Annotated in this window: 22 protein-coding genes; 8 read left to right on the forward strand and 14 right to left on the reverse strand. The window is 63.2% G+C overall.

Annotation, left to right across the window (positions count from 1 at the left end; translation table 11 throughout):
• Positions 1-95: 95 nt before the first annotated feature.
• The 3 genes from thiS to trmB are packed head-to-tail and all read left to right on the forward strand — an operon-like array spanning position 96 to position 1895.
• Positions 96-296 (forward strand): sulfur carrier protein ThiS, encoded by a 201-nt coding sequence (thiS, locus tag F6X59_RS06620; protein ID WP_012312305.1) that lies wholly within the window; start codon positions 96-98, stop codon positions 294-296.
• Positions 297-350: 54 nt separating this feature from the next.
• Positions 351-1163: a thiazole synthase gene (locus F6X59_RS06625; protein ID WP_027920973.1), complete on the forward strand. Its 813-nt coding sequence runs from the start codon at positions 351-353 to the stop codon at positions 1161-1163.
• Between the two features lie 9 nt (positions 1164-1172).
• On the forward strand, positions 1173-1895 hold the full coding sequence (gene trmB, locus F6X59_RS06630; protein WP_103446094.1) for a tRNA (guanosine(46)-N7)-methyltransferase TrmB: 723 nt from the start codon (positions 1173-1175) through the stop codon (positions 1893-1895).
• Between the two features lie 629 nt (positions 1896-2524).
• Here trmB and F6X59_RS06635 read toward each other — a convergent pair.
• The 9 genes from F6X59_RS06635 to F6X59_RS06675 all read right to left on the reverse strand — a co-directional run bounded on the left by F6X59_RS06635 (position 2525) and on the right by F6X59_RS06675 (position 9093).
• Positions 2525-2851, reverse strand: coding sequence for a DUF3392 family protein (locus F6X59_RS06635; RefSeq protein WP_027920975.1), 327 nt, complete (start codon positions 2849-2851; stop codon positions 2525-2527).
• A gap of 9 nt (positions 2852-2860) precedes the next feature.
• A complete protein-coding gene (gene hemW, locus F6X59_RS06640; RefSeq protein WP_152955535.1) occupies positions 2861-4036 on the reverse strand; it encodes a radical SAM family heme chaperone HemW in 1176 nt (391 codons plus the stop codon).
• Positions 4033-4629 carry an RdgB/HAM1 family non-canonical purine NTP pyrophosphatase gene (gene rdgB / locus F6X59_RS06645; protein ID WP_152955536.1) on the reverse strand — a complete coding sequence of 199 codons (597 nt, stop codon included), beginning with the start codon at positions 4627-4629 and terminating at the stop codon, positions 4033-4035. The genes hemW and rdgB overlap by 4 nt, the downstream gene beginning before the upstream one ends.
• Positions 4626-5060: a DUF4426 domain-containing protein gene (locus F6X59_RS06650; protein ID WP_152955537.1), complete on the reverse strand. Its 435-nt coding sequence runs from the start codon at positions 5058-5060 to the stop codon at positions 4626-4628. Before F6X59_RS06650 ends, rdgB begins: the two co-directional genes overlap by 4 nt.
• 22 nt (positions 5061-5082) lie before the next feature.
• Positions 5083-5703: a methionine biosynthesis protein MetW gene (metW, locus tag F6X59_RS06655; RefSeq protein WP_110632944.1), complete on the reverse strand. Its 621-nt coding sequence runs from the start codon at positions 5701-5703 to the stop codon at positions 5083-5085.
• A gap of 7 nt (positions 5704-5710) precedes the next feature.
• Positions 5711-6850 carry a homoserine O-acetyltransferase gene (locus tag F6X59_RS06660; RefSeq protein WP_152955538.1) on the reverse strand — a complete coding sequence of 380 codons (1140 nt, stop codon included), beginning with the start codon at positions 6848-6850 and terminating at the stop codon, positions 5711-5713.
• Between the two features lie 98 nt (positions 6851-6948).
• Positions 6949-7539 carry a YggT family protein gene (locus tag F6X59_RS06665; protein ID WP_027920981.1) on the reverse strand — a complete coding sequence of 197 codons (591 nt, stop codon included), beginning with the start codon at positions 7537-7539 and terminating at the stop codon, positions 6949-6951.
• 10 nt (positions 7540-7549) lie between these two features.
• Positions 7550-8368, reverse strand: coding sequence for a pyrroline-5-carboxylate reductase (gene proC, locus F6X59_RS06670; protein WP_152955539.1), 819 nt, complete (start codon positions 8366-8368; stop codon positions 7550-7552).
• A gap of 38 nt (positions 8369-8406) precedes the next feature.
• Positions 8407-9093 (reverse strand): YggS family pyridoxal phosphate-dependent enzyme, encoded by a 687-nt coding sequence (locus F6X59_RS06675; RefSeq protein WP_152955540.1) that lies wholly within the window; start codon positions 9091-9093, stop codon positions 8407-8409.
• A gap of 66 nt (positions 9094-9159) precedes the next feature.
• On the opposite strand from F6X59_RS06675, the gene F6X59_RS06680 reads away from it, so the two are divergent.
• Complete coding sequence (locus tag F6X59_RS06680; protein WP_152955541.1) at positions 9160-10158, forward strand: type IV pilus twitching motility protein PilT; 999 nt, start codon at positions 9160-9162, stop codon at positions 10156-10158.
• 50 nt (positions 10159-10208) lie between these two features.
• Here F6X59_RS06680 and F6X59_RS06685 read toward each other — a convergent pair whose 3' ends face one another.
• The gene (locus F6X59_RS06685) at positions 10209-10838 is read right to left on the reverse strand and encodes a C40 family peptidase (RefSeq protein WP_152955542.1); all 630 of its coding nucleotides are present in this window, start codon (positions 10836-10838) and stop codon (positions 10209-10211) included.
• Positions 10839-11004: 166 nt separating this feature from the next.
• Here F6X59_RS06685 and F6X59_RS06690 point away from each other — a divergent pair, with 166 nt between their 5' ends.
• Entirely contained in the window at positions 11005-11424 is a 420-nt protein-coding gene (locus F6X59_RS06690) for a TM2 domain-containing protein (protein ID WP_152955543.1), read from the forward strand.
• A gap of 56 nt (positions 11425-11480) precedes the next feature.
• Here the strand turns inward: F6X59_RS06690 and F6X59_RS06695 are convergent, their stop codons facing one another.
• From F6X59_RS06695 to F6X59_RS06705, 3 genes are all read right to left on the reverse strand, one after another.
• Positions 11481-12182, reverse strand: a complete 702-nt coding sequence (locus F6X59_RS06695; RefSeq protein WP_152955544.1) for an SPOR domain-containing protein — start codon at positions 12180-12182, stop codon at positions 11481-11483.
• Between the two features lies 1 nt (position 12183).
• Entirely contained in the window at positions 12184-13920 is a 1737-nt protein-coding gene (argS, locus tag F6X59_RS06700) for an arginine--tRNA ligase (protein WP_152955545.1), read from the reverse strand.
• Positions 13921-14028: 108 nt separating this feature from the next.
• On the reverse strand, positions 14029-16248 hold the full coding sequence (locus F6X59_RS06705; protein WP_372240317.1) for a primosomal protein N': 2220 nt from the start codon (positions 16246-16248) through the stop codon (positions 14029-14031).
• A gap of 167 nt (positions 16249-16415) precedes the next feature.
• On the opposite strand from F6X59_RS06705, the gene rpmE reads away from it, so the two are divergent.
• The 3 genes from rpmE to F6X59_RS06720 all read left to right on the forward strand — a co-directional run bounded on the left by rpmE (position 16416) and on the right by F6X59_RS06720 (position 18903).
• The gene (gene rpmE / locus F6X59_RS06710; protein WP_027920990.1) at positions 16416-16631 is read left to right on the forward strand and encodes a 50S ribosomal protein L31; all 216 of its coding nucleotides are present in this window, start codon (positions 16416-16418) and stop codon (positions 16629-16631) included.
• A 2-nt stretch (positions 16632-16633) separates the two neighbouring features.
• A complete protein-coding gene (locus tag F6X59_RS06715; protein ID WP_152955547.1) occupies positions 16634-17455 on the forward strand; it encodes a thermonuclease family protein in 822 nt (273 codons plus the stop codon).
• A gap of 179 nt (positions 17456-17634) precedes the next feature.
• Positions 17635-18903, forward strand: coding sequence for a malic enzyme-like NAD(P)-binding protein (locus F6X59_RS06720; RefSeq protein ID WP_152955548.1), 1269 nt, complete (start codon positions 17635-17637; stop codon positions 18901-18903).
• Positions 18904-19052: 149 nt separating this feature from the next.
• Here F6X59_RS06720 and F6X59_RS06725 read toward each other — a convergent pair whose 3' ends face one another.
• On the reverse strand, positions 19053-21503 hold the full coding sequence (locus tag F6X59_RS06725; protein WP_372240323.1) for a penicillin-binding protein 1A: 2451 nt from the start codon (positions 21501-21503) through the stop codon (positions 19053-19055).
• Positions 21504-21609 lie beyond the last annotated feature (106 nt).

Raw genomic sequence — 21609 nt, forward strand, 5'->3', positions numbered from 1 at the left:
GTCCACAATCGCGACTAATGGCGTGCAGCGCCCTTGGGTTCGTGCGTGGATCGGCGCTAGAATGCGGGCCCCAAAGAACAATGGTGGCCGTGCGCATGCGCATTCAACTGAACGGTGAACCTTACGAATTGCCCGCTGGCGAAAGCGTCGCGGCCCTGCTGACCCGCCTGGAACTGACCGGGCGCCGGGTGGCGGTGGAACTCAACCTGGATATCGTGCCGCGTAGCCAGCACGACAGCACGCAGCTGAACGATGGCGATCAGGTCGAAGTGGTCCACGCCATCGGTGGCGGCTGAGCCCGGCCCGGCGATTCACCTGCAAGCCCAGCAATCATTTCCCGAGGAACAACGATGAGCAACGTTCGTAGCGACAAGCCCTTCATCCTGGCCGGGCGCACTTTCCAGTCGCGCCTGCTGGTAGGCACCGGCAAGTACCGTGACATGGAAGAAACCCGCCTGGCCACCGAGGCCTCGGGTGCCGAAATCGTCACCGTGGCCGTGCGCCGGACCAACCTTGGCCAGAATGCGGGCGAGCCGAACCTGCTCGACGTGCTGTCGCCCGACAAGTACACCATCCTGCCAAACACCGCAGGCTGCTTTGACGCTGTCGAGGCGGTGCGTACCTGCCGTCTGGCCCGTGAGCTGCTCGATGGCCACAAGTCCCACGAGTCGCGCACCCTGGTGAAGCTGGAAGTGCTGGCGGACCAGAAAACCCTGTTCCCCAACGTGATCGAAACCCTCAAGGCCGCCGAAGTGCTGGTCAAGGACGGGTTCGACGTGATGGTCTACACCAGCGACGATCCGATCATCGCCCGCCAGCTGGCCGAAGCCGGCTGCATCGCGGTGATGCCGCTGGCCGGCCTGATCGGCACTGGCCTGGGCATCTGCAACCCGTACAACCTGCAGATCATCCTCGAGGAGTCGAAGGTGCCGGTGCTGGTCGACGCGGGTGTCGGTACCGCCTCCGATGCCACCATCGCCATGGAAATGGGCTGTGAAGCCGTACTGATGAACTCGGCCATCGCCCACGCCCAGCAGCCTGTGCTGATGGCCGAGGCCATGAAGCACGCCATCCTGGCTGGCCGCATGGCCTACCTGGCCGGCCGCATGCCGAAAAAACTTTATGCCAGCGCCTCTTCGCCGCTGGATGGTCTGATCAAGTAAGAGCCCCTGATGACTGACTCGCAAGATACGCCGATCTCCGCCGACGGCGACCAGCGCCCACACCGCCGCATCAAAAGCTTCGTGATGCGCGCCGGGCGCATGACTGAAGGCCAGCAACGCGGCCTCGACCAGGGCGGTCCGCAGTTCATCCTGCCGCTGGCCGACAGCCCGGTGGACTACGACCAGGTATTCGGCCGTTCGGCGCCGCGTACCCTGGAGATCGGCTTCGGCATGGGCCATTCCCTGCTGGAAATGGCCGCTGCCGCGCCTGAGCAGGACTTCATCGGTGTTGAAGTGCACCGTCCGGGTGTGGGCGCGCTGCTCAACGGCGTGCTGACCCAAGGCCTGAAGAACCTGCGGGTGTATGACTGCGATGCGATTGAAGTGCTCAACCGCTGCGTAGCCGATAACAGCCTCGATCGCCTGATGCTGTTCTTTCCGGACCCATGGCACAAGGCGCGTCACCACAAGCGCCGCATCGTCCAGCTGGAGTTTGCCGAACTGGTGCGGCGCAAGCTCAAGCCCGGTGGCGTGTTCCACATGGCGACCGACTGGGAGCCGTACGCCGAGTACATGCTGGAAGTGATGAGCGCCGCCCCGGGCTATCGCAACCGTGCTGAAGACGGTACCTACGTGCCACGCCCGGAAGAGCGCCCGATCACCAAGTTCGAACGCCGCGGCGAGCGGCTGGGGCATGGGGTGTGGGATCTGAAGTTCGAGAAGGTGGATTGATTGGCTGATTGAGCCTTTCGAGATGCTGAGGCTTGTAGAAATGCAGGCGAAAAAAAACCGCTCTGAGAAGAGCGATTTTTTTATGGGAGCGAAAGGACTGAGTATCCTTCGCTCTGAGGCTTCACCGAAAACTCCACACAGTCACAAGATCATAGGCACCTTCAGAGCTAGGGTCAATGTGCGGAAATATCCCGCATTACGTGTGTCGAAGCGGTTAACAGTCTTGGCCGGATAGTCCGAGTACTATTGCGTTGCTCCTGTGTGAGCCAACTCAGTGATGGGCCGGGTAGGAGAAGAATTCTGCTTTTCGGCCCCTTCGACATGGCCTGAGAACCATGCCGGTGAATCTCTTCGAAGGGCCATCAACCTGGCCACTTCACTGAGAACTTCACACAGTTTTCGAAGGCATCGAAGCGCCGGTTAGATGCTGGAGGATTGGCCCGCCAACACGGAGGCCAAGGCATATGAAGCGTTTGCTTGATGCGCTGAGCCGCGTCTGGAAGCTCATCCGGATCTTGACTGTGCTCAAGACCGCAAGAGACTTCATGCGCGACCACTTCGATGATGCCCAATAAGGGCTAGTCAGGTGGTAGGGCTGCCCTGGTTCTCCGGGGCAGCTTTTAGCAGGCTCACCCGCGGCGATCAGCCACCACGCCAATCAACACCAGCACCACCAACAACACCGGCGCCAGCGCGTAGTTGTTGAACTGCCCCAAACCCTTCACCACCCACGGTGTGGCATAGATCAGCGCCGCACCACTGCCGATCATCACCAGGGCAGCCATCACCGGCACCCTTAGCGCGCCCGCCAGGGCACCCAGGCGCTGGTCCACCCAGCCTTTGATGTCGGTGCCGAACAGCACCAGCAGGCAGCCTACCAGGGCCAGGGAAATCTCAGACAGATTGCTGCGGCTCCAGCGCGAAACCGTGGCGAGCAGATCAAGTACCAGATCCATGGGTCATCCTTAGGTCAAGAAATACTGCAGCAGGTCATTGAGGAACAGCTGGCCGCGCGGTGTGGCCGCCAGTCGATCCGGTTCGACCTGCAAAAGGCCCTTTTGTTCGGCTGCGCGGCGGGCTTGCGCCAGTTGCGCCAAGGGCAGCCCGGTGCGCTGGGTAAACAACTCGGCTTCCACGCCATCGGTGAGGCGCAGAGCGTTCATCAGGAACTCGAACGGCAGCTCATCCACCGGCAACAGCTTCTCGCCGGCCTTGAACGGCTTGGCCAAGTTCAGGTAGTCCTTGGGCAGACGGGTCTTCCAGGTCCGCAGGATGCGGCCATCGGTGAAGGTCAACTTGCCGTGGGCGCCAGCACCGATGCCGATGAAGTCGCCGAAACGCCAGTAATTGAGGTTGTGCTTGGCAGCGCGGTCAGTCTGGGCATAGGCCGAAACTTCATACTGCTTGAAACCGTTGGCCGCCATCAGCGCCTGGCCGGCTTCCTGGATGTCCCACAGGGTATCGTCTTCAGGCAGCTCCGGTGGCTGGTTCCAGAACACCGTGTTCGGCTCGACGGTCAGCTGGTACCACGACAGGTGGGTCGGCCCGAGGTCGATGGCCTGGCGCAGGTCACCCAGCGCGTCATCCAGCGATTGGTTGGGCAGGCCGTGCATCAGGTCCATGTTGAAGTTGTCGAAGCCGGCTGATCGCGCCATGCCGGCGGCGCGGATCGCTTCGTCGCCATTGTGGATGCGGCCCAGCGCCTCCAGCTTGGCTGGCTGGAAGCTCTGCACACCGATCGAGAGGCGGTTGATACCGGTCTGCCGGTAGGCCTTGAACTTCTCCTGCTCGAAGGTGCCTGGGTTGGCCTCCAGGGTGATTTCGATGTCCGCCGCGAACGGGATGCGTTGCTCCACGCCACGCAGGAGGCGCCCCAGGGCATTGGCACTGAACAGGCTCGGCGTACCGCCGCCGAAGAAGATCGACGACAGGGTCCGGCCCTGCACGGCGGCCAGTTCCAGGTCGAGGTCGGTCAACAAGGCGTCGACGTAAGCCTCTTCTGGCAGCTCAGGCCCGGCGGCATGGGAGTTGAAGTCACAGTAAGGGCATTTGCGCACACACCACGGGATGTGGATGTACAGCGCCAGCGGCGGCAGGCTGGTGAGCGCCACCGCGCTGGCTTCGGGCAGCGTTGCGATCATGCCAGGCCCAGACGTTGACGCAGCAGGGCCATGGCGCGCGCGCGGTGGCTGAGCTGGTTCTTATCCACAGGGGCGAGGTCGGCGCTGGAGCACTTGCGCTCCGGCACCCAGAATAGCGGATCGTAGCCGAAGCCATGCTCGCCGCTTGCCTCGAACAGGATGCTGCCGTGCCACAGGCCTTCGCAAAGGATCGGCAGCGGGTCATCGGCGTGGCGCACCAGGGCCAGCACGCAGACGAACTGGGCACCGCGCTGCTCTGGCGGTACATCTTGCAGGGCCTCAAGCAGCTTGGCGTTGTTCGCCGCGTCACCCTTGCCGTCGGCATAGCGCGCCGAGTAGATGCCCGGCGCGCCGCCGAGGAAATCCACTGCCAGGCCGGAGTCGTCGGCCAGCGCTGGCAGGCCGGAGATGCGCGCCGCGTTGCGGGCCTTGAGGATGGCGTTCTCGACGAACGACAGGCCGGTCTCCTCAGGCTCTACCTGGCTGAACTCACCGATCGAGCGCAGCTGCACGGACTGGCCGAGCATGGCCTGGAGTTCCTTGAGTTTGCCGGCGTTGTGGCTGGCCAATACGAGTTGCTGGAAATTCATCATTCGCCTGGGAACACTTCCTGGTTGAAACTGAGTTGGTGGCTGACCCCGCCGGTTTCGACATTCAGGTCGAAGGTCAGGGTCTCGGCCTGCTCGATCTTGAACTGGGCGATGTAGTACACCGCGCCCTGGTCGGTTATCTGCTTGAACGACAGCGGGCTGGTGCGCCCGGTCAGGTCTTTCACCGTGCCGCTGACCACCGCCATGGCGGGCTTGTCGGCCTTGAGCACGGCGATGTTGAGCACGCCTTGGTTCTTGCTGCGATTCAGCCCGGTGGCAGCGGCGATGTCCGGCTGCAGCATGTTCGAGGTGAAGGCGCTGTAGTGCACCGTCACGTCGCCGAAGACTTCCTTGCGCTCGGGGCGGGCGGCATCGGCCGCCATCACTGGCAGGGCCAGGCACAGGCTGATCAGGAACAGGGCTAGGCGACGCATGGTGCGAATCCTCCGGTGGGCGTCAGACCGCCAGTTGATGCTCCTGCAGGCCCGGGCTGCTGACGCGATAAATGCCGATTTCACCTAGAAGATTAGGCCAAAGCCGCCCACCCCACCCGTTACGGTGCAAGTGGTCGACGGCCAGGCGGTCAAGGACCTTGGCGCGGCGCTCATGGCACAGCTCTTCGAAGTCGGCGAAGGTGCAGAAGTGGATGTTCGGCGTGTTGTACCAGGTGTACGGCATGAAGTCCGAAACCGGCATGCGCCCTTTGGTGGCCAGGTACCAGCGGCAGCGCCAGTGGCCGAAGTTGGGGAAGGTGATGATGCACTGACGGCCCACCCGCAGCATCTCGTCGAGGATGCGGTCAGGGTACTCCACGGCCTGCAGGGCCTGGGTCATGATCACTACGTCGAAGCTGTTGCTGGCAAAGTTGCCCAGGCCTTTGTCGAGGTCCTGCTCGATGACGTTGACGCCCTTGGCCACGCAGGCGGCGATGTTGTCGGGGTCGATCTCCAGGCCATAGCCGGTGACCTGCTTACGGTCACGCAGCGAGGCCAGCAGCTCGCCACTGCCGCAGCCCAGGTCGAGTACCCGGCTGCCGGCGGGAATCCAGTCGTGGATGATTTCCAGATCGGCTCTCATGCTGTCCTCAGATGGCGATGCGGTTCATGTAGTTCGCGAAACCCTGCATGTAGCGAGGCGTGGGGATCAGGAAGGCATCGTGGCCGTAAGGCGAGTCGATTTCCAGATAACAGACGTTCTTGCGGGCCGCCATGAGGGCGTCGACGATCTCCCGCGAGCGGGCCGGCGAGAAGCGCCAGTCGGTGGTGAACGACATGATGCAGTAATCCGCCTTGACGTGGGCCAGGGTCGCCGCCAGGTCGCCGCCATTGGCCGCAGCCGGGTCGAAGTAGTCCAGGGCCTTGGTCATCAGCAGGTAGGTGTTGGCGTCGAAACGGCCAGAAAATTCCTCGCCCTGATAGCGCAGGTAGCTTTCTACCTGGAATTCGACGCTGTGGAAGTCATAGTTGAGCTTGTCGCTCTTCAGTTCGCGGCCGAATTTTTCACCCATCGAGTCGTCGGACAGGTAAGTGATGTGGCCGACCATGCGCGCCAGCATCAGGCCGCGCTTGGGGATCACGCCCTGATCCTGGAACGAGCCGCCGTGGAACTCGGGGTCGGTAAGGATGGCCTGACGGGCCACTTCGTTGAAGGCGATGTTCTGCGCCGACAGCTTGGGTGCCGAGGCGATATCTACACAGTGGCGCACGCGCTCGGGGTAGGTCATGGTCCACTGCAGGGCCTGCATGCCGCCCAGGCTGCCACCCACGATAGCCGCCCACTGCTGGATGCCCAGGCGGTCGGCCAGGCGTGCCTGGCTATGCACCCAGTCTTCCACGGTCAATACCGGGAATTCGGCGCCATAGGGCTTGCCGGTGGCCGGGTTGATGCTGCTCGGGCCGGTGCTGCCATTGCAGCCGCCGAGGTTGTTCAGGCTGACCACGAAGAAGCGGTTGGTATCGATCGGCTTGCCAGGGCCGATGCAGCTGTCCCACCAGCCCGGCTTGCGGTCGGTGGCGGCATGGTAGCCAGCGGCATGGTGATGGCCGGACAGGGCATGGCAGATCAGCACGGCATTGCTCGCGCTGGCGTTCAGGGTGCCATAGGTCTCGTAGACCAGCTCGTAGCTGTTGAGCGAACGGCCACAGGCCAGGGCCAGTGGTTCATCGAACCTGGCAATTTGCGGTGTAACCAGACCGACGGAATCTTCGGGAAGGACAGTGGACATCGACCCTGCTCACGCTTGACGGAGGCGTAAGTCTAAAGAGCACTCCCCCCAGCGGCAAGCGAAGGCTTGCCACTGGGTTAAGCAGCAGTGCTTGAGGCTCAGATCATCCGCCACAGTTCCTGTGGCATGCCCGCATAGGCAGCCAGCGGCGGCATGACGAACGACTGGATCACCTGGATCGCCAGGAAGGCGAAGATCGGCGAGATATCCATGCCGCCCAGGTTGGGCACGATGCGGCGGAACGGTGCCAGCACCGGTTCGCTGATCTGCCAGGCCAGCTCCGCAGCCGGGTTGTGGCTGTTCGGTGCGACCCAGGAAACGATCACCATGACGATCATCGCCACCCAGAAGATCTTCAGGAACAGCGAAGTGATGCCGATGATGGCCCACATCAGCAGGTGCAGAACGTCGCCGAAGGTACCGTAGGTGACCATCAGCACGAAGCCCATCAGCAGCGCCTGGATGACGATCGCCAGCAGCAGCGACGAAGTGTCCAGGCCACCGATGCTGGGGATCACCCGACGGATCGGCTTGAGCAGTGGCTGGGTCGCACGCACGGCGAACTGGCTCAGTGGGTTGTAGAAGTTGGCCTTGACCAGTTGCAGTACGAAGCGCAGCAGAACGATCACCAGGTACAGGCTGACCAGAGTTTGCACCACGAAGATCGCGGCGCCGGACAGTGCATTCATCAACAGCTCCTTATTTGCCCAGTTGTTCGGCCAGCTCGGCGGAACGCTTCGACGCCGCTTCCAGCGCCTGCTCGACGATGGCTTCGAAGCCATTGCCCTGGAACGACTTGATCGCCGCCTCGGTGGTGCCGGCTGGCGAGGTGACACGGCGGCGCAGCTCAGCGGCGTCGACATCGCTGGCCACGGCCATGCGCGCGGCGCCCAAGGCGGTTTGCAGGGTCAGTTGCGAGGCGGTTTCGCGTGGCAGGCCCAGTTTTTCGCCAGCAGCGGTCATCGCTTCGATCAGCAGGAAGAAGTAGGCCGGGCCACTGCCAGAGACCGCGGTGACGGCGTCCAGTTGTTGCTCGTGCTCCAGCCACAGGGCGGTACCGACTGCCGACAGCAGTTGTTCGGCCTGCTGGCGTTGTTCGGCGGAAACCTCAGCGGTGGCGTACAGGCCGCTGACGCCCTGGCGCAGCAGCGCCGGCGTGTTGGGCATGCAGCGTACCACCGGGCGGGCGCCGAGCCAGGTCTGCAGGCTGGCGCAGGTGATGCCGGCGGCGATCGAGACGATCAGTTGACCGGCTGCCAGGTTCGGCTTTAGCGCCTCGCACACGGCCTTCATGACCTGTGGTTTGACTGCCAGCACGACCACGTCGGCACCGGCAATGGCCTGGGCGTTGTCTTCGAACACCTCGATACCGTGTTCGGCCTGGACGCGGGTGCGGGTCTCGGCGCCGGGGTCGCTGGCACGGATCTGCGCCGCGTCCAGGCCCTGGGCACGCAGGCCGCCGATCAGGCTGGCGGCCATGTTGCCGGCGCCGATAAAGGCAATACGTGTCTTGCTCATGTCAGGTCCTTGAAGGAAAGAGTGAGTAAAGCATGGAATCAGACGGGGCCGTAATTGCGCGCGCCGAACAGGGCGGTACCGATACGTACCCAGGTCGCTCCCTGAGCGATGGCCGCCTCCAGGTCGTGGCTCATGCCCATCGACAGGGTATCCAGGCCAAGGCCCAGGCTTTCCTGAAGCTGGCGCAGGCTGGCGAAGGCGGCCTCCTGGGCGGCACGATCTTCGCTCGGCTCGGGGATTGCCATCAGCCCACGCAGGCGCAGGTTTGGCAGTGCCGCCACGGCCTTGGCCAGTGCTGGCAGGTCGGCCGGGGCGCAACCGGACTTGCTGTCTTCGCCACTGACGTTCACTTGCAGGCAGATGTTCAGCGCTGGCAAGCCCGCACGGCGCTGTTCGGACAGGCGTTGGGCGATCTTCAGGCGGTCCACGGAGTGTACCCAGTCGAAATGTTCGGCAATGGCTTTGGTCTTGTTCGACTGAATGGGGCCAATGAAGTGCCAGATCAAGGGCAGGTCGCGCAGTTCTTCCTGCTTGGCCAGGGCTTCTTGCAGGTAGTTTTCACCGACATCACGCACGCCGGCCGCGTGGATTTCGCGAATGGCGCTGGCCGGTTTGGTCTTGCTCACCGCCAGCAGCTGGACGCTGGCCGGGTCGCGTCCGGCAGCCTGGGCGGCGCTGTGGATGCGGGCGGCTAGGGCGGAAAGGTTGTCTGCTATGGTGGACATGGATCGATGCCGTCGGCTCTGGAGATCTTCGGCATTCTACCTGCTTGATGGCTATTGGGGAGTCTCATGGACGTGACCGACCTGTTGGCCCGGGCCGTGGAGGCAGGCGCGAGCGACCTGCATCTGGCTGCGGGCGAGATACCGATGCTGCGCGTGGATGGCGAGCTGCGGCGCATGGCGCTGCCGAGCGTGACCTCAGCAGCTTTGAACGCCGCATTGACGCCGCTGCTCGACGAAGGCCAGTGCCGGCAATGGTTGCAGGGCGATGAGCTGGATCTGGCGCTGGAGTTGCCATCACTGGGGCGTTTTCGTCTCAATCTGTTTCGACAGCTGAACGGCCTGGCAGCCACGTTTCGTCTGATTCCGAAACGTATTGCCGGTGTCGATGAACTTGATCTTGAAGAAGTGTTTCAAGCCGTTGCGCAGCATGCGGATGGCCTGGTGCTGGTAGGCGGCCCGACCGGTAGCGGCAAGTCGAGCACCCTGGCGGCACTGATCGACCGGCTCAATCGAGAGCAGGCGCAGCATGTCATCACCCTCGAAGACCCCGTCGAAGTTATCCACAGCAGCCAGCGCAGCCTGGTCAGCCAGCGTGAGATTGGCCGGCATTGTCGTGACTTCGCTCAAGGGCTGCGCAGTGCCCTGCGTCAGGACCCGGATGTGATCATGATTGGCGAACTGCGCGACCTGGAAACCATCCGCCTGGCGCTGCGCGCAGCGGAGACCGGGCATCTGGTACTGGCCACGGTGCATACGCGGTCGGCCGCCAGCAGCATTGACCGGCTGGTAGAGGTGTTTGCGGCAGAGGAGAAGCCGTTGGTGCGGGCGATGCTGGCAGAGTCGCTGAGGTTGGTGGTGGCGCAGGTGCTGCTCAAACGTGTGGGCGGCGGCCGAGTGGCAGCGCGAGAAGTGCTGGTGGCGACACCGGCGGTGCGCAATCTGGTGCGTGAGGGGCGCATGGCGCAGTTGGGTTCGGTGATGCAGGCCGGGGCGGCGGAGGGGATGCGGACGATGGAGGGGGCGATGCGGGGGCTGAGGGCGAAAGGATTGATCGGCGATCTCTAGTGCCTGTTCCAACCTCTTCGCGGGCAAGCCCGCGAAAAGGTTGGAACCGATTAGCGCTTGGCCAGGCTCAGCTGTTGCTGCTCTTTCGGCAACACGCGCTTGGCAACCACATAATGCTGCTGCCAGTAAGGCTTGCTCAGGCTGTCGATACTCACCCGCTTGCCGGTGCGCGGCGCATGGATGAAGCGGTCGTTACCCAGGTAGATGGCAACGTGATTGACCCGGCGGCTCTTGATGTTGAAGAAAATCAGGTCGCCTGGCTTGAGGTCGCCCTTGGCCACCTTCACCCCGTGGCCCTGGGCCATGGCGTTGGACGTACGCGGCAAGTCGACGTCTGCCACGTCGTTGAAGGCGTACTTGACCAGCCCGCTGCAGTCGAACCCTTTTTTCGGGTTGCTGCCGCCCCAAACATAAGGGGTACCGAGCACATTGACCGCACGGCTGAGCACATCGCTGCTCTGCTTCGGCGACATCGCCGCAACGGCAGGCAGGTTGTGGCCCTTGCCCGAATAGTTCGAGCGTGCATGCAGCGTGGTCTGCTTGACGGGCGCATGTTTCACCGAGGCATTGCTGGTGTAGCCGGTGAAACCATTGGGAAGACGTTGCTCACGATTGGTGGCGTGGGCGGCCAGGGGCAATAATAGGCAGAGGGTCAGCCATGTCTTGAAGAAAGGCGGCATAGATGAAGCTCTTATGAATGTTTATGTGTTTGGCGCGCAACTTTATAACAGCTTTTTGCTCCCTTTCAGGGCCGTTGGTCGATTGTCATGATGCCGTACGTCGGCCTGCTACGGAAAAGTCACATTTTTGTTTAGAAAATTTTCGGATAACCCACGAGGGCTATGAATGAACAGTTATCAACAGGGGACGCCGTACCACGACACCCACAGCAAGGTCATCGGTTACCTGCTGTGGATCTTCGGCTTCACCGGCTCGCACCGCTTCTACTACGGCAAGCCGATCACCGGGACGATCTGGTTCTTCACGCTGGGGCTGCTCGGCATCGGCTGGCTGATCGACCTGTTCCTGATCCCGTCGATGGACCGTGAGGCCGACATGCGTTTCCAGTCCGGGCGCATCGACTACAACATCGCCTGGATCCTGCTGACCTTCCTGGGCATTTTTGGCGTGCATCGCCTGTACCAGGGCAAGTGGATCTCGGCGATCATCTACTTCTTCACCGGCGGCCTGTGCCTGGTGGGTGTGCTGTATGACTTCTGGACCTTGAACAGCCAGGTTTCCGAAGCCAACGCCCGCAGCCGATAAGGCACCTGGCGCCCACAAAAAAGGCCTTGTCGCACTGTGCGGCAAGGCCTTTTTCGTTACTGGCGGGTCTGTCGCTGCTGCAGCAGCAGGTTGCTGAACCCGGCCCCCGCCAGCTGTTTCTGCGCCACGGTCAGCTGTTCGCGGTTGCTGAACGGCCCGACCAGCACGCGGTACCAGGTTTCTTCCTTGACCGTACCCGACTCGACCTTGACCACCTGGCCGAGCAGGATGATTTGCGCGCGGACCTTGTCGGCGTCTGCCTGCTTGCGGAACGAACCGGCCTGCAGGAAGTACTGCGTGGTCGCCGCTGGCTTGATCACCGGTGGTGCTGGTGGTGGCGTCTGCCCCAGCAGTGCGGCCTGGGCGCGAGCGGTGTCGATTTTCGCCGCTTCGGCTGGTGTGACCGGGGTCACCGGCTGCGCAGGCACAGGCGGGGTCTTCTCCGGCACAGCCTCAGGCGGCACGATCACCTCGGACTCCGGCAGCAGGGTGTAGAAGTCGTACTTCGGCTTCACCGGCTGCTGTGGTGTTGCAGGGGTGGTCAACTTGCTGGCCTCGGCCACCTTCTCCGGCTTCTGCTGCTCGGGCTTGGTGCGCTTGATGTCACCGCCACCGGGTTCGAGCTTCATCAGGAAGACGATGAAAGCACCGATCGTCAGGCCGACCGCCAGCCATACCCAGCCGGGGATCGGCTGCTTGGCTGGGGCCGTCTGGCGGCTGGCGCCGCGTTTTGGCGCTGGTTTTTTCTTGGCAGCCAACTTACATGCGCTCCAGGGTTTCCAGGCCGAGCAGCTCCAGACCTTGCTTGAGGGTGCGACCGGTCAGGGCAGCCAGGCGCAGGCGGCTCTGCTGCTGTTCCGGCGTTTCGGCGGCGAGGATCGGGCAGTTCTCGTAGAAGCTCGAGAACAGGCCGGCGAGGTCATACAGGTAGCTGCACAGTACGTGCGGGGTACCCTTGTCGGCGACGCTGTTGAGGATCTCGCCAAACTGGGCCAGGCGCGCGGCCAGGTCCTGCTCGTGAGCGGCCTGCAGCACGATGTTGCCGTCGACTTCGTCGAAGCCCTTGCCCAGTTTGCGGAACACGCCGGCGACGCGGGTGTAGGCATACAGCAGGTAAGGCGCAGTGTTGCCTTCGAAGTTGAGCATCAGTTCGAAGTTGAAGCTGTAGTCGCTGGTGCGGTGCTTGGACAGGTCGGCGTATTTCACTGCGCCGATCCCTACCACTTCACCGATGTGGCGCAATTCGTCTTCAGCCAGGCTCGGGTTCTTTTCCTTGACCAGCGCGTAGGCGCGCTCCTTGGCCTCGGTGAGCAGGTCGATCAGCTTCACGGTGCCGCCGTCGCGGGTCTTGAACGGGCGGCCGTCGGCGCCGTTCATGGTGCCGAAGCCCATGTGCTCCATCTGCATCGGGTGGCCGACGAAACCTGCACGGCGGGCTACTTCGAACACCTGGTTGAAGTGCAGGGCCTGGCGCTGGTCGACGAAGTACAGGGCACGGTCGGCCTTGAGTACGTTGCTGCGGTAGCGCACCGCAGCCAGGTCGGTGGTGGCATACAGGTAGCCGCCGTCAGCCTTCTGCACGATCACCGGCAGTGGCTCGCCTTCGCTATTCTTGAATTCTTCGAGGAACACGCACTGTGCGCCCTGGTCCTCGACCAGCAGGCCCTTGGCCTTGAGGTCGGAGACCACGTTGGCCAGGTCGGCGTTGTAGGCACTTTCGCCCATCACGTCGGCCATGGTCAGCTTGACGTTGAGCAGTTCGTAGGTCTTCTGGCAGTGCGACAGCGAGATGTCCTTGAAGCGCGTCCACAGGGCCATGCACTCCGGGTCGCCGGCCTGCAGCTTGACCACCAGGCCGCGGGCGCGGGTGGCGAACTCTTCGGATTCGTCAAAACGCTTCTTGGCGGCGCGGTAGAAGTTTTCCAGGTCCGACAGCTCGTCGCTGGTGATCGGGTTTTCTTCCAGGTAGGCCAGCAGCATGCCGAACTGGGTGCCCCAGTCGCCTACGTGGTTCTGGCGGATCACTTCGTCGCCGAGGAACTCCAGAACGCGCGCGACGCTGTCACCGATGATGGTCGAACGCAGGTGGCCGACGTGCATCTCCTTGGCCAGGTTCGGTGCCGACATGTCGATCACCACCTTCTGCGCAGGGCCGGCCTTGCGTGCACCGAGGTGGGCGTCGGCCAGGGCGGCGTCCAGGCGGTTGGCCAGGGCATCGGTGTTCTGGAAGAAGTTCAGGAAGCCTGGGCCGGCAATCTCGACCTTGCTGATGTCGGCGCTGGCCGGCAGTGCATCGATCAGTTTCTCAGCCAGGTCACGCGGCTTCATGCCGGCCGGCTTGGCCAGCATCATGGCGATGTTGCTGGCGAAGTCGCCGTGGGTCTTGTCCCGGGCGTTTTCCACCTGGATCGCCGGCGACAGCCCTTCAGGCAGCACACCGTCGGTGACGAGTTGGGTGAGGGCTTGCTGGAGCAGCTGGCGAATGGTGTCTTTCATGGGGATCTCTTTTCGACCGCAAGCGCGGTGGAGCGCCTGGATGCGCAGGTGGAAAAACTGGGCATTATCCGTTGCCGGGGGCGGGTTGCCAACCTTTGCGGCCGAAGCTTAATAAAGGTCGACCGGGTCGACATCCAGTGACCAGCGTACCTGGCGCCCGCTCGGCAGTTGCTCCAACACTAGCAACCAGGCGCTGATCAGTCGATGCAAGGGGGCTCGGGTGTTGGCCTGAATCAATAATTGCGCCCTGAAGCGACCGGCGCGCCGCTCCATGGGTGCAGGCACCGGCCCCAGCAGTTCGATGCCGGGCAGGCGCTGTTCGGCGACCAGGCGTTCGGCGGCGGCGCAGGCTTCGTCGAGGAAGCCTTCGGCCTGGCCGGGCTTGTGCGCTTCGGCACGCAGCAAGGCCAGGTGGGAGAACGGTGGCAGCCCGGCATTGCGGCGTTCGTCAAGGGCCTGCTCGGCAAAGGCGAAGTAACCTTGTTCGGTCAGTTGCACCAGCAGCGGGTGGTCGGCCAGGTGGGTCTGAATGATTACCTTGCCGGGCTCTTCGGCGCGCCCGGCCCGGCCGGCCACCTGGACGATCAGTTGGGCCATGCGCTCGCTGGCGCGGAAGTCCCCCGAGAACAGCCCGCCATCGGCGTCGAGAATGGCGACCAGCGTCACCCTTGGGAAGTGGTGACCCTTGGCCAGCATCTGGGTGCCGACGAGGATGCTTGGCTGGCCACGCTGGATGGTGCTGAACAAGTTGTGCATGGCGTCCTTGCGCGCCGTGCTGTCGCGGTCCACGCGTAGAATCGGGTAATCGGGGAACAGCACTTTCAGGCGCTCTTCGGCACGTTCGGTGCCGGCGCCTACTGGCCGCAGGTCGACGTGGTTGCACTGCGGGCACTGCTGCGGCAGGCGTTCGTCGTAGCCGCAGTGGTGGCAGCGCAGCACGCCAGAGCGCTGGTGCACGGTCATGCGGGCATCGCAGCGTGGGCATTCGGACAACCAGCCGCAGTCATGGCACAGCAAGGTTGGGGCAAAGCCGCGGCGGTTGAGGAACACCAGGACTTGCTGGCCGGCCTCCAGGGTCTGGCGGATAGCCTGCTGCAACGGGCCACTGATGCCGCTGTCCAGCGGCAGGCTCTTGACATCCAGGCGCAGCATGCGCGGTGGGCGGGCGCCACCCGCCCGCTGGTTCATGCGCAGCAGGCGATAGCGGCCGGTGAGCGCGTTGTGCAGGGTTTCCAGCGACGGCGTGGCGGAGCCGAGCAGGATCGGGATGTTTTCCTGGTGGGCGCGCACCAGCGCGAGGTCGCGGGCGTGGTAGCGCAGGCCTTCCTGTTGCTTGTAAGAGCCGTCGTGCTCTTCGTCGATGATGATCAGGCCGGGGTTCTTCATCGGCGTGAACAGCGCCGAGCGCGTACCGATGATGATGTCGGCCTCGCCGTCGCGGGCGGCCAGCCAGGCATCGAGGCGCTCGCGGTCGTTAACGGCCGAATGCAGCAGGGCGATGCGGGCGTTGAAACGCTGCTCGAAGCGCGCCAGGGTCTGCGGGCCGAGGTTGATCTCGGGGATCAGTACCAGCGCCTGCTTGCCAGCTTCAAGGGTTTCACGGATCAGTTGCAGGTATACCTCGGTCTTGCCGCTGCCGGTGACGCCGGCCAGCAGGAAGGCGCCGAAACCGCCAAAGCCCTCGCGCACGGCATCGAAGGCTTCGCGCTGCTCTTCATTGAGCGGCAGTTCCGGCTGCGCCAGCCAGTGCTCGTGGCGGTGGGCTGGCAGGTGGCGGCGTACTTCCAGCTGCACCAGCTCCTTGGCCAGCAGCAGGTCGAGGCTGTCCTTGTTCAGGTTGAGCTTGCTCAGCAGGCTGTGCGCCACGCCGTGCGGGTGCTGGGCCAGGGTCTTGAGGGCGTCGCGCTGGCGCGGGGCGCGGGCGATGCGCGGGTCCTCCAGGCGTGCGCCGGGCGCCACGTGCCAGAAGCGTTCCTGGCGCATTTCGGCAGGTTCACCCTGGCGCAACAGCGTGGGTAGCGCCCAGCTCAGGGTATCGCCGAGGCTGTGCTGGTAGTACTGGGCAGTCCACAGGCACAGCTTGAACAGCGATGCCGGGATCGGCGAAACCGGGTCGAGCAAGGCACTGGCAGGCTTGAGCTTGTCGGCAGGCACTTCGCTCTGCGCGCACACTTCCACCAGCACGCCGATCATTTCGCGGCGCCCGAAAGGCACGCGGATGCGCATGCCAGGGGTCAGCACCTGACGCGCCATGCTCGCAGGCGCCTTGTAATCGAACAGGCGGCGCAACGGGGAGGGCAGGGCAAGGCGCAGGATGACGTCGGACACGCGGCAGGTCTCGGAGGGTGTTTCAAAGACTGGCGAGCCTAGCAGACGACGGTCGGTGCAAGCGACAACTTGCGTTGGCGTGGTGCTCTGGTATTATTCGCCGCCTAATTACGTGCGGTATTCAACAATAGGTGTTGGGTGGCGGCACGCAGCTCGAGGAAGTGACCATGAAAGAAGGTATCCACCCGAACTACGAAGTAGTTGCAGTCACCTGCAGCTGCGGTAACAAGTTCGAAACTCGTTCGACCCTGGGCAACACCCTGGCGATCGACGTTTGCAACCTGTGCCACCCGTTCTACACCGGTAAGCAGAAAGTCCTGGACACCGGTGGTCGCGTACAGAAGTTCGCCGATCGCTTCGGTATGTTCGGTACCAAGAAGTAATCATGCGCATGGCGAATCCTTCGGGCTTCGCATTGTTGCTGAAAAAGGCGCCCCTTGTGGGCGCCTTTTTTGTGGGCGCAATCTGGCAGCTCCCGGCCCTGGCGTTCTGCCCGTTGCCGGTGCAACCACAGCAGGTGGCGGTGCGCCAGGTGGTGGATGGCGACACGCTGCGCCTGACCGACGGTCGCAGTGTGCGCATGATCGGCATCAATGCCCCGGAAATCGGGCGCAAGGGGCGTAGCAGTGAACCCTATGCCGAGGCTGCCAGGCAGCGCCTGCAGGCATTGGTCAAGGCCAGTGACGGGCGCGTCGGGCTGGTGCCGGGTGTCGAGGGCAAGGACAAGTACGGTCGTACCCTGGCGAACATCTATGGGCGTAATGGCGACAATCTCGAGGCGCAGCTGCTCAGCGAAGGGCTTGGCTATCACGTAGCGATCGCCCCCAACGTGCGCCTGACGGGCTGCCAACAAGCGGCGGAGCGGGCGGCGCGCGAGGCGCGGGCAGGTCTGTGGCGCAGTTCGCCAGTGCTCAAGGCGGTAAACGTGAAGCAATCGGGTTTCGCCGTTGTCGCAGGCACTATCCGGGGCATCGAGCGCAATCGTGGCGGTATCTGGCTTGAACTGGATGATACTGTGGTGCTGCAGATTCCCGCTCGTCTGCAACGCACCTTCCCCGCCAGCTTCTTCGCTAACCTCAAAGGACGCCAGGTCGAGGCGCGCGGCTGGGTGCGGGATCGTTCCCGTAAGGGTGGGCTCAAGCCAGGGCAGCGACGCTGGGTGTTGCCGCTGACCGATCCCGGGATGCTGGAGCGTACTTCAGGCTGAAAAGATGTAGACAGTTCGCTATCAGATTGTACACACTGTGAGTCGAATGCCCCCGTGCGTGATAGCTTAAAGTCGTAGGCCAAAGGCCTTGACACAAGTGACTGACCAGTCTTGTGGCCCCCCGGCTCTTTGCGTATCCTCGGCGGTCCGTCAGAACAGTAAATAGCGGAATGCCCACCATGTCAGACCTGAAAACCGCCGCTCTCGAATACCACGCTCAACCTCGTCCGGGGAAACTGAGCGTCGAGCTCTCCAAGCCCACCGCCACCGCCCGCGATCTCGCCCTGGCCTACAGCCCAGGTGTTGCAGAACCCGTGCGTGAAATCGGCCGTGATCCTGAGCTGGCCTACAAATACACCGGCAAGGGCAACCTGGTCGCGGTTATTTCTGATGGCACCGCCATCCTCGGTCTGGGTGACCTCGGCCCACTGGCCTCCAAGCCAGTGATGGAAGGCAAGGGCGTTCTGTTCAAGCGTTTCGCCGGTATTGACGTGTTCGACATCGAAGTCGAATCGGAAAGCCCGCAGGCTTTCATCGACACCGTTCGCCGCATCTCGATCACCTTCGGTGGCATCAACCTCGAAGACATCAAGGCCCCAGAGTGCTTCGAAATCGAACGCACCCTGATCGAGCAGTGCGACATTCCGGTATTCCACGATGACCAGCACGGCACCGCGATCGTCACCGCAGCCGGCATGATCAACGCCCTGGAAATCGCTGGCAAGAAGCTGGAAGAAGCCAAGATCGTCTGCCTGGGTGCCGGCGCTGCCGCTATCTCCTGCATGAAGCTGCTGGTCAGCATGGGCGCCAAGGTCGAGAACATCTTCATGATCGACCGCAGCGGCGTGATCCACGCTGGCCGTGACGACCTGAACCAGTACAAGGCCCAGTTCGCCCACGCTACCGACAAGCGCACCCTGGCTGATGCCCTGGACGGTGCTGACGTGTTCGTAGGCCTGTCCGGCCCGAACCTGCTGAGCCCGGAAGGCCTGAAGTCGATGGCTGCCAACCCGATCGTGTTCGCCTGCTCGAACCCGGACCCGGAAATCTCCCCGGAGCTGGCTCACGCCACCCGCAACGACGTGATCATGGCTACCGGTCGTTCCGACTACCCGAACCAGGTCAACAACGTACTGGGCTTCCCGTTCATCTTCCGTGGTGCCCTGGACGTTCGCGCCAAGCGCATCAACGAAGAAATGAAGATCGCCGCCGCCATCGCGCTGAAAGACCTGGCCAAGCTGCCAGTGCCGAAGGAAGTCTGCGAAGCCTACGGTGTTGAAGGCCTGGAGTTCGGTCGTGAGTACATCATTCCGAAGCCGTTGGACGCTCGCCTGATCACCGTCGTTTCCGACGCCGTGGCCAAGGCCGCCATCGAATCCGGCGTGGCTACCCTGCCGTATCCGAAGCACTACCCGCTGAACAGCGTGGATGAAGTGTTTAACGGCTGATAGTAGCTGCAGCTATACCAAAAAGCCCCGGCTCGTGAGAGCCGGGGCTTTTTGTTTGCCGAGAGCGTATCAGCGCCTGTGAGGTCGAGCGCCGCGCGGGCGGCGCTCGATTTACGCGCCCGCGCTTAAGCCGAGCCAGGCGCTCTGCTTCAGAACAGATCCATCGGCGCTGCTTCGTCCGCTGGCAGCGGGCTGCCCGGCGCTGTGCCATTGCCCAGCTCATCCACCGACGGCGGTGAATCCTCGGCCTTGAACAGCTCGAAGTAGGCATCTGGCGTGCTTGGCGAAGCTGCACGGCCGCTGACCGGGTCGACCCGCAGGCTGAGGATGCCTTCCGGTTCCGCCGGTGCATGGCTCGGCTTGTCCTTCAGAGCCGCACCCATGAAACTCATCCAGATCGGCAGGGCCGCTGTACCGCCGTACTCACGGCGGCCGAGCGTTTCCGGCTGGTCGAAGCCAACCCATACGGTGGTCACGTAATCGGCGTTGTAGCCGGAGAACCAGGCGTCCTTGGATTCGTTGGTGGTCCCCGTCTTGCCGGCCAGATCGGTGCGGCCCAGGGCCAATGCCCGGCGGCCGGTACCGCGCTTGATCACGTCCTGCAGCATGCTGGTCAGGATGTAGGTGGTGCGGCCATCGACGATCTGCTCGGCGACAGCTGGCGTCTGCGGTGGTGGGGCAATCTGGCCCAGGGCGGACGGAGCCTCGCCAGGCATGGCGGCAGTGCTGATCGGCTGTTCCGGTGCCGCAAGGCCGGCATGGTCTTCGGCACCTTGCGGTACACGCGCAGGGTTTGCGGTGAACAGGGTCTCGCCGCTGCGGCTCTCGATGCGCTCGATCAGGTACGGATTGATCTTGTAGCCGCCGTTGGCAAAGGTGCTCCAGCCAGTGGCGATCTCCATCGGCGTCAGGGTAGCAGTGCCCAGCGCCAGCGAAAGGTTGCGCGGCAGGTCCTGTTTGTTGAAGCCGAACTTGGCGATGTAGTCGATGGTACGGTCTACGCCCATGGCCTGCAGCAGGCGGATCGACACCAGGTTGCGAGACTTGTACAAGGCTTCGCGCAGGCGGATCGGGCCGAGGAAGGTGTTGGTGTCGTTCTTGGGTCGCCATTCCTTGTCCAGGTACTGGTCGACGAACACGATCGGCGCATCGTTGACCAGGCTGGAGGCGGTGTAGCCGCTGTCCAGTGCCGCGCTATAGATGAACGGCTTGAAGCTGGAGCCTGGCTGGCGCTTGGCCTGCATGGCGCGGTTGTAGTTGCTCTGTTCGAACGAGAAACCGCCGACCAGGGCGCGGATTGCGCCGTTTTGCGGGTCGAGGGATACCAGCGCACTCTGTGCACCGGGCACCTGGCTGAACTTGAGCTTGCCGTCATTCAGGCGCTGCAGGCGTACCAGGTCACCCACCTGGGCAACGTCGGCAGGCGATTGCGGTGCACGGCCCTGCGAGTTGCTGTTGATGAACGGGCGCGCCCACTTCATGGTGTCCCAGGCAACCTCTTCTTCATTGCCGCCGCGAGTCAGCACTTTGATGCCGCTCTTTTCCACGCGCGTGACGATGGCCGGCTCCAGGCTGCCCAGGGTGCGTTGCTTGCTCAGCTCCTGCTGCCAGGCGACCAGGGTCTTGCCCGGGAAGCGAGCTTCGGGGCCGCGGTAGCCGTGGCGCTCGTCGTACTCGGAGAGGCCGTTGAGGATGGCCTTGTTGGCCATTTCCTGCATGTCGCTCGGCACGGTGGTGGTGACACGGAAACCTTCGGTGTAGGCGTCGCTGCCATAGCGGCCGACCATTTCGGCGCGGGCCATTTCGGCGACGTAGGGCGCGTTCACTTCTGGGGTCGGTACGTGGTAGCTGGCGTTCAGCGGTTCGGCCAGGGCGGCCTGATAGCTCGCCTCGTCGATCTTGCCGAGCTTGTACATGCGGCCAAGAATCCAGTCGCGGCGCTCCTTGGCGCGTACCGGGTTGGCCAGCGGGTTGAAGCGCGACGGCGCCTTGGGCAGGCCGGCGATCATTGCCATCTGCGCCAGGCTCACGTCACGGATCGACTTGCCGTAATACACCTGCGCGGCTGCATCGATACCGTAGGCGCGGTTACCCAGGTAGATCTTGTTGACGTACAGCTCAAGGATCTCGTCCTTGGTCAGCTCACGTTCGATCTGCAGGGCCAGGAGAATTTCGTTGGTCTTGCGCGAGAAGCTGCGCTCGCTGGTGAGGAAGAAGTTCTTCGCCACCTGCATGGTGATGGTGCTGCCGCCGGTCTGGATGTGGCCGGTCTTCACGAGCTGGGTCGCAGCACGCATCAGGCTGCTTGGGTCGACCCCGTAGTGATTGAGGAAATTGTCGTCCTCGGCTGACAGAAGCGCCTGAATGAACTGTGGCGGAATTTCCGCGAAGCGGATCGGCGAACGGCGCATTTCGCCGAACTCGGCAATCAGCTTGCCGTCGCTGCTGTACACCCGCAGGGGGATCTGCAACTGGATGCTTCTGAGCGAATCGACCGATGGCAGGTTGGGGCTAAGATACAGAAACGCACCGCTCACACCGAGTACGAGCGCGCAGATGACTGCGACGAAAGACCACCAGAAGAACTTCAGCAGGCGTATCAAGGCTTTTCGGTGTCCAGATTGAGGGGTGAATTGCGCACGGGGCCGGCGGACGAAAAAACGCTGGGCATTATAAGCACTTTTCGCCTCGCCGGGTGACCGGCCA

The organism is Pseudomonas sp. MN1F, from assembly GCF_009391885.1.
In the GTDB taxonomy this organism is placed as follows: domain Bacteria; phylum Pseudomonadota; class Gammaproteobacteria; order Pseudomonadales; family Pseudomonadaceae; genus Aquipseudomonas.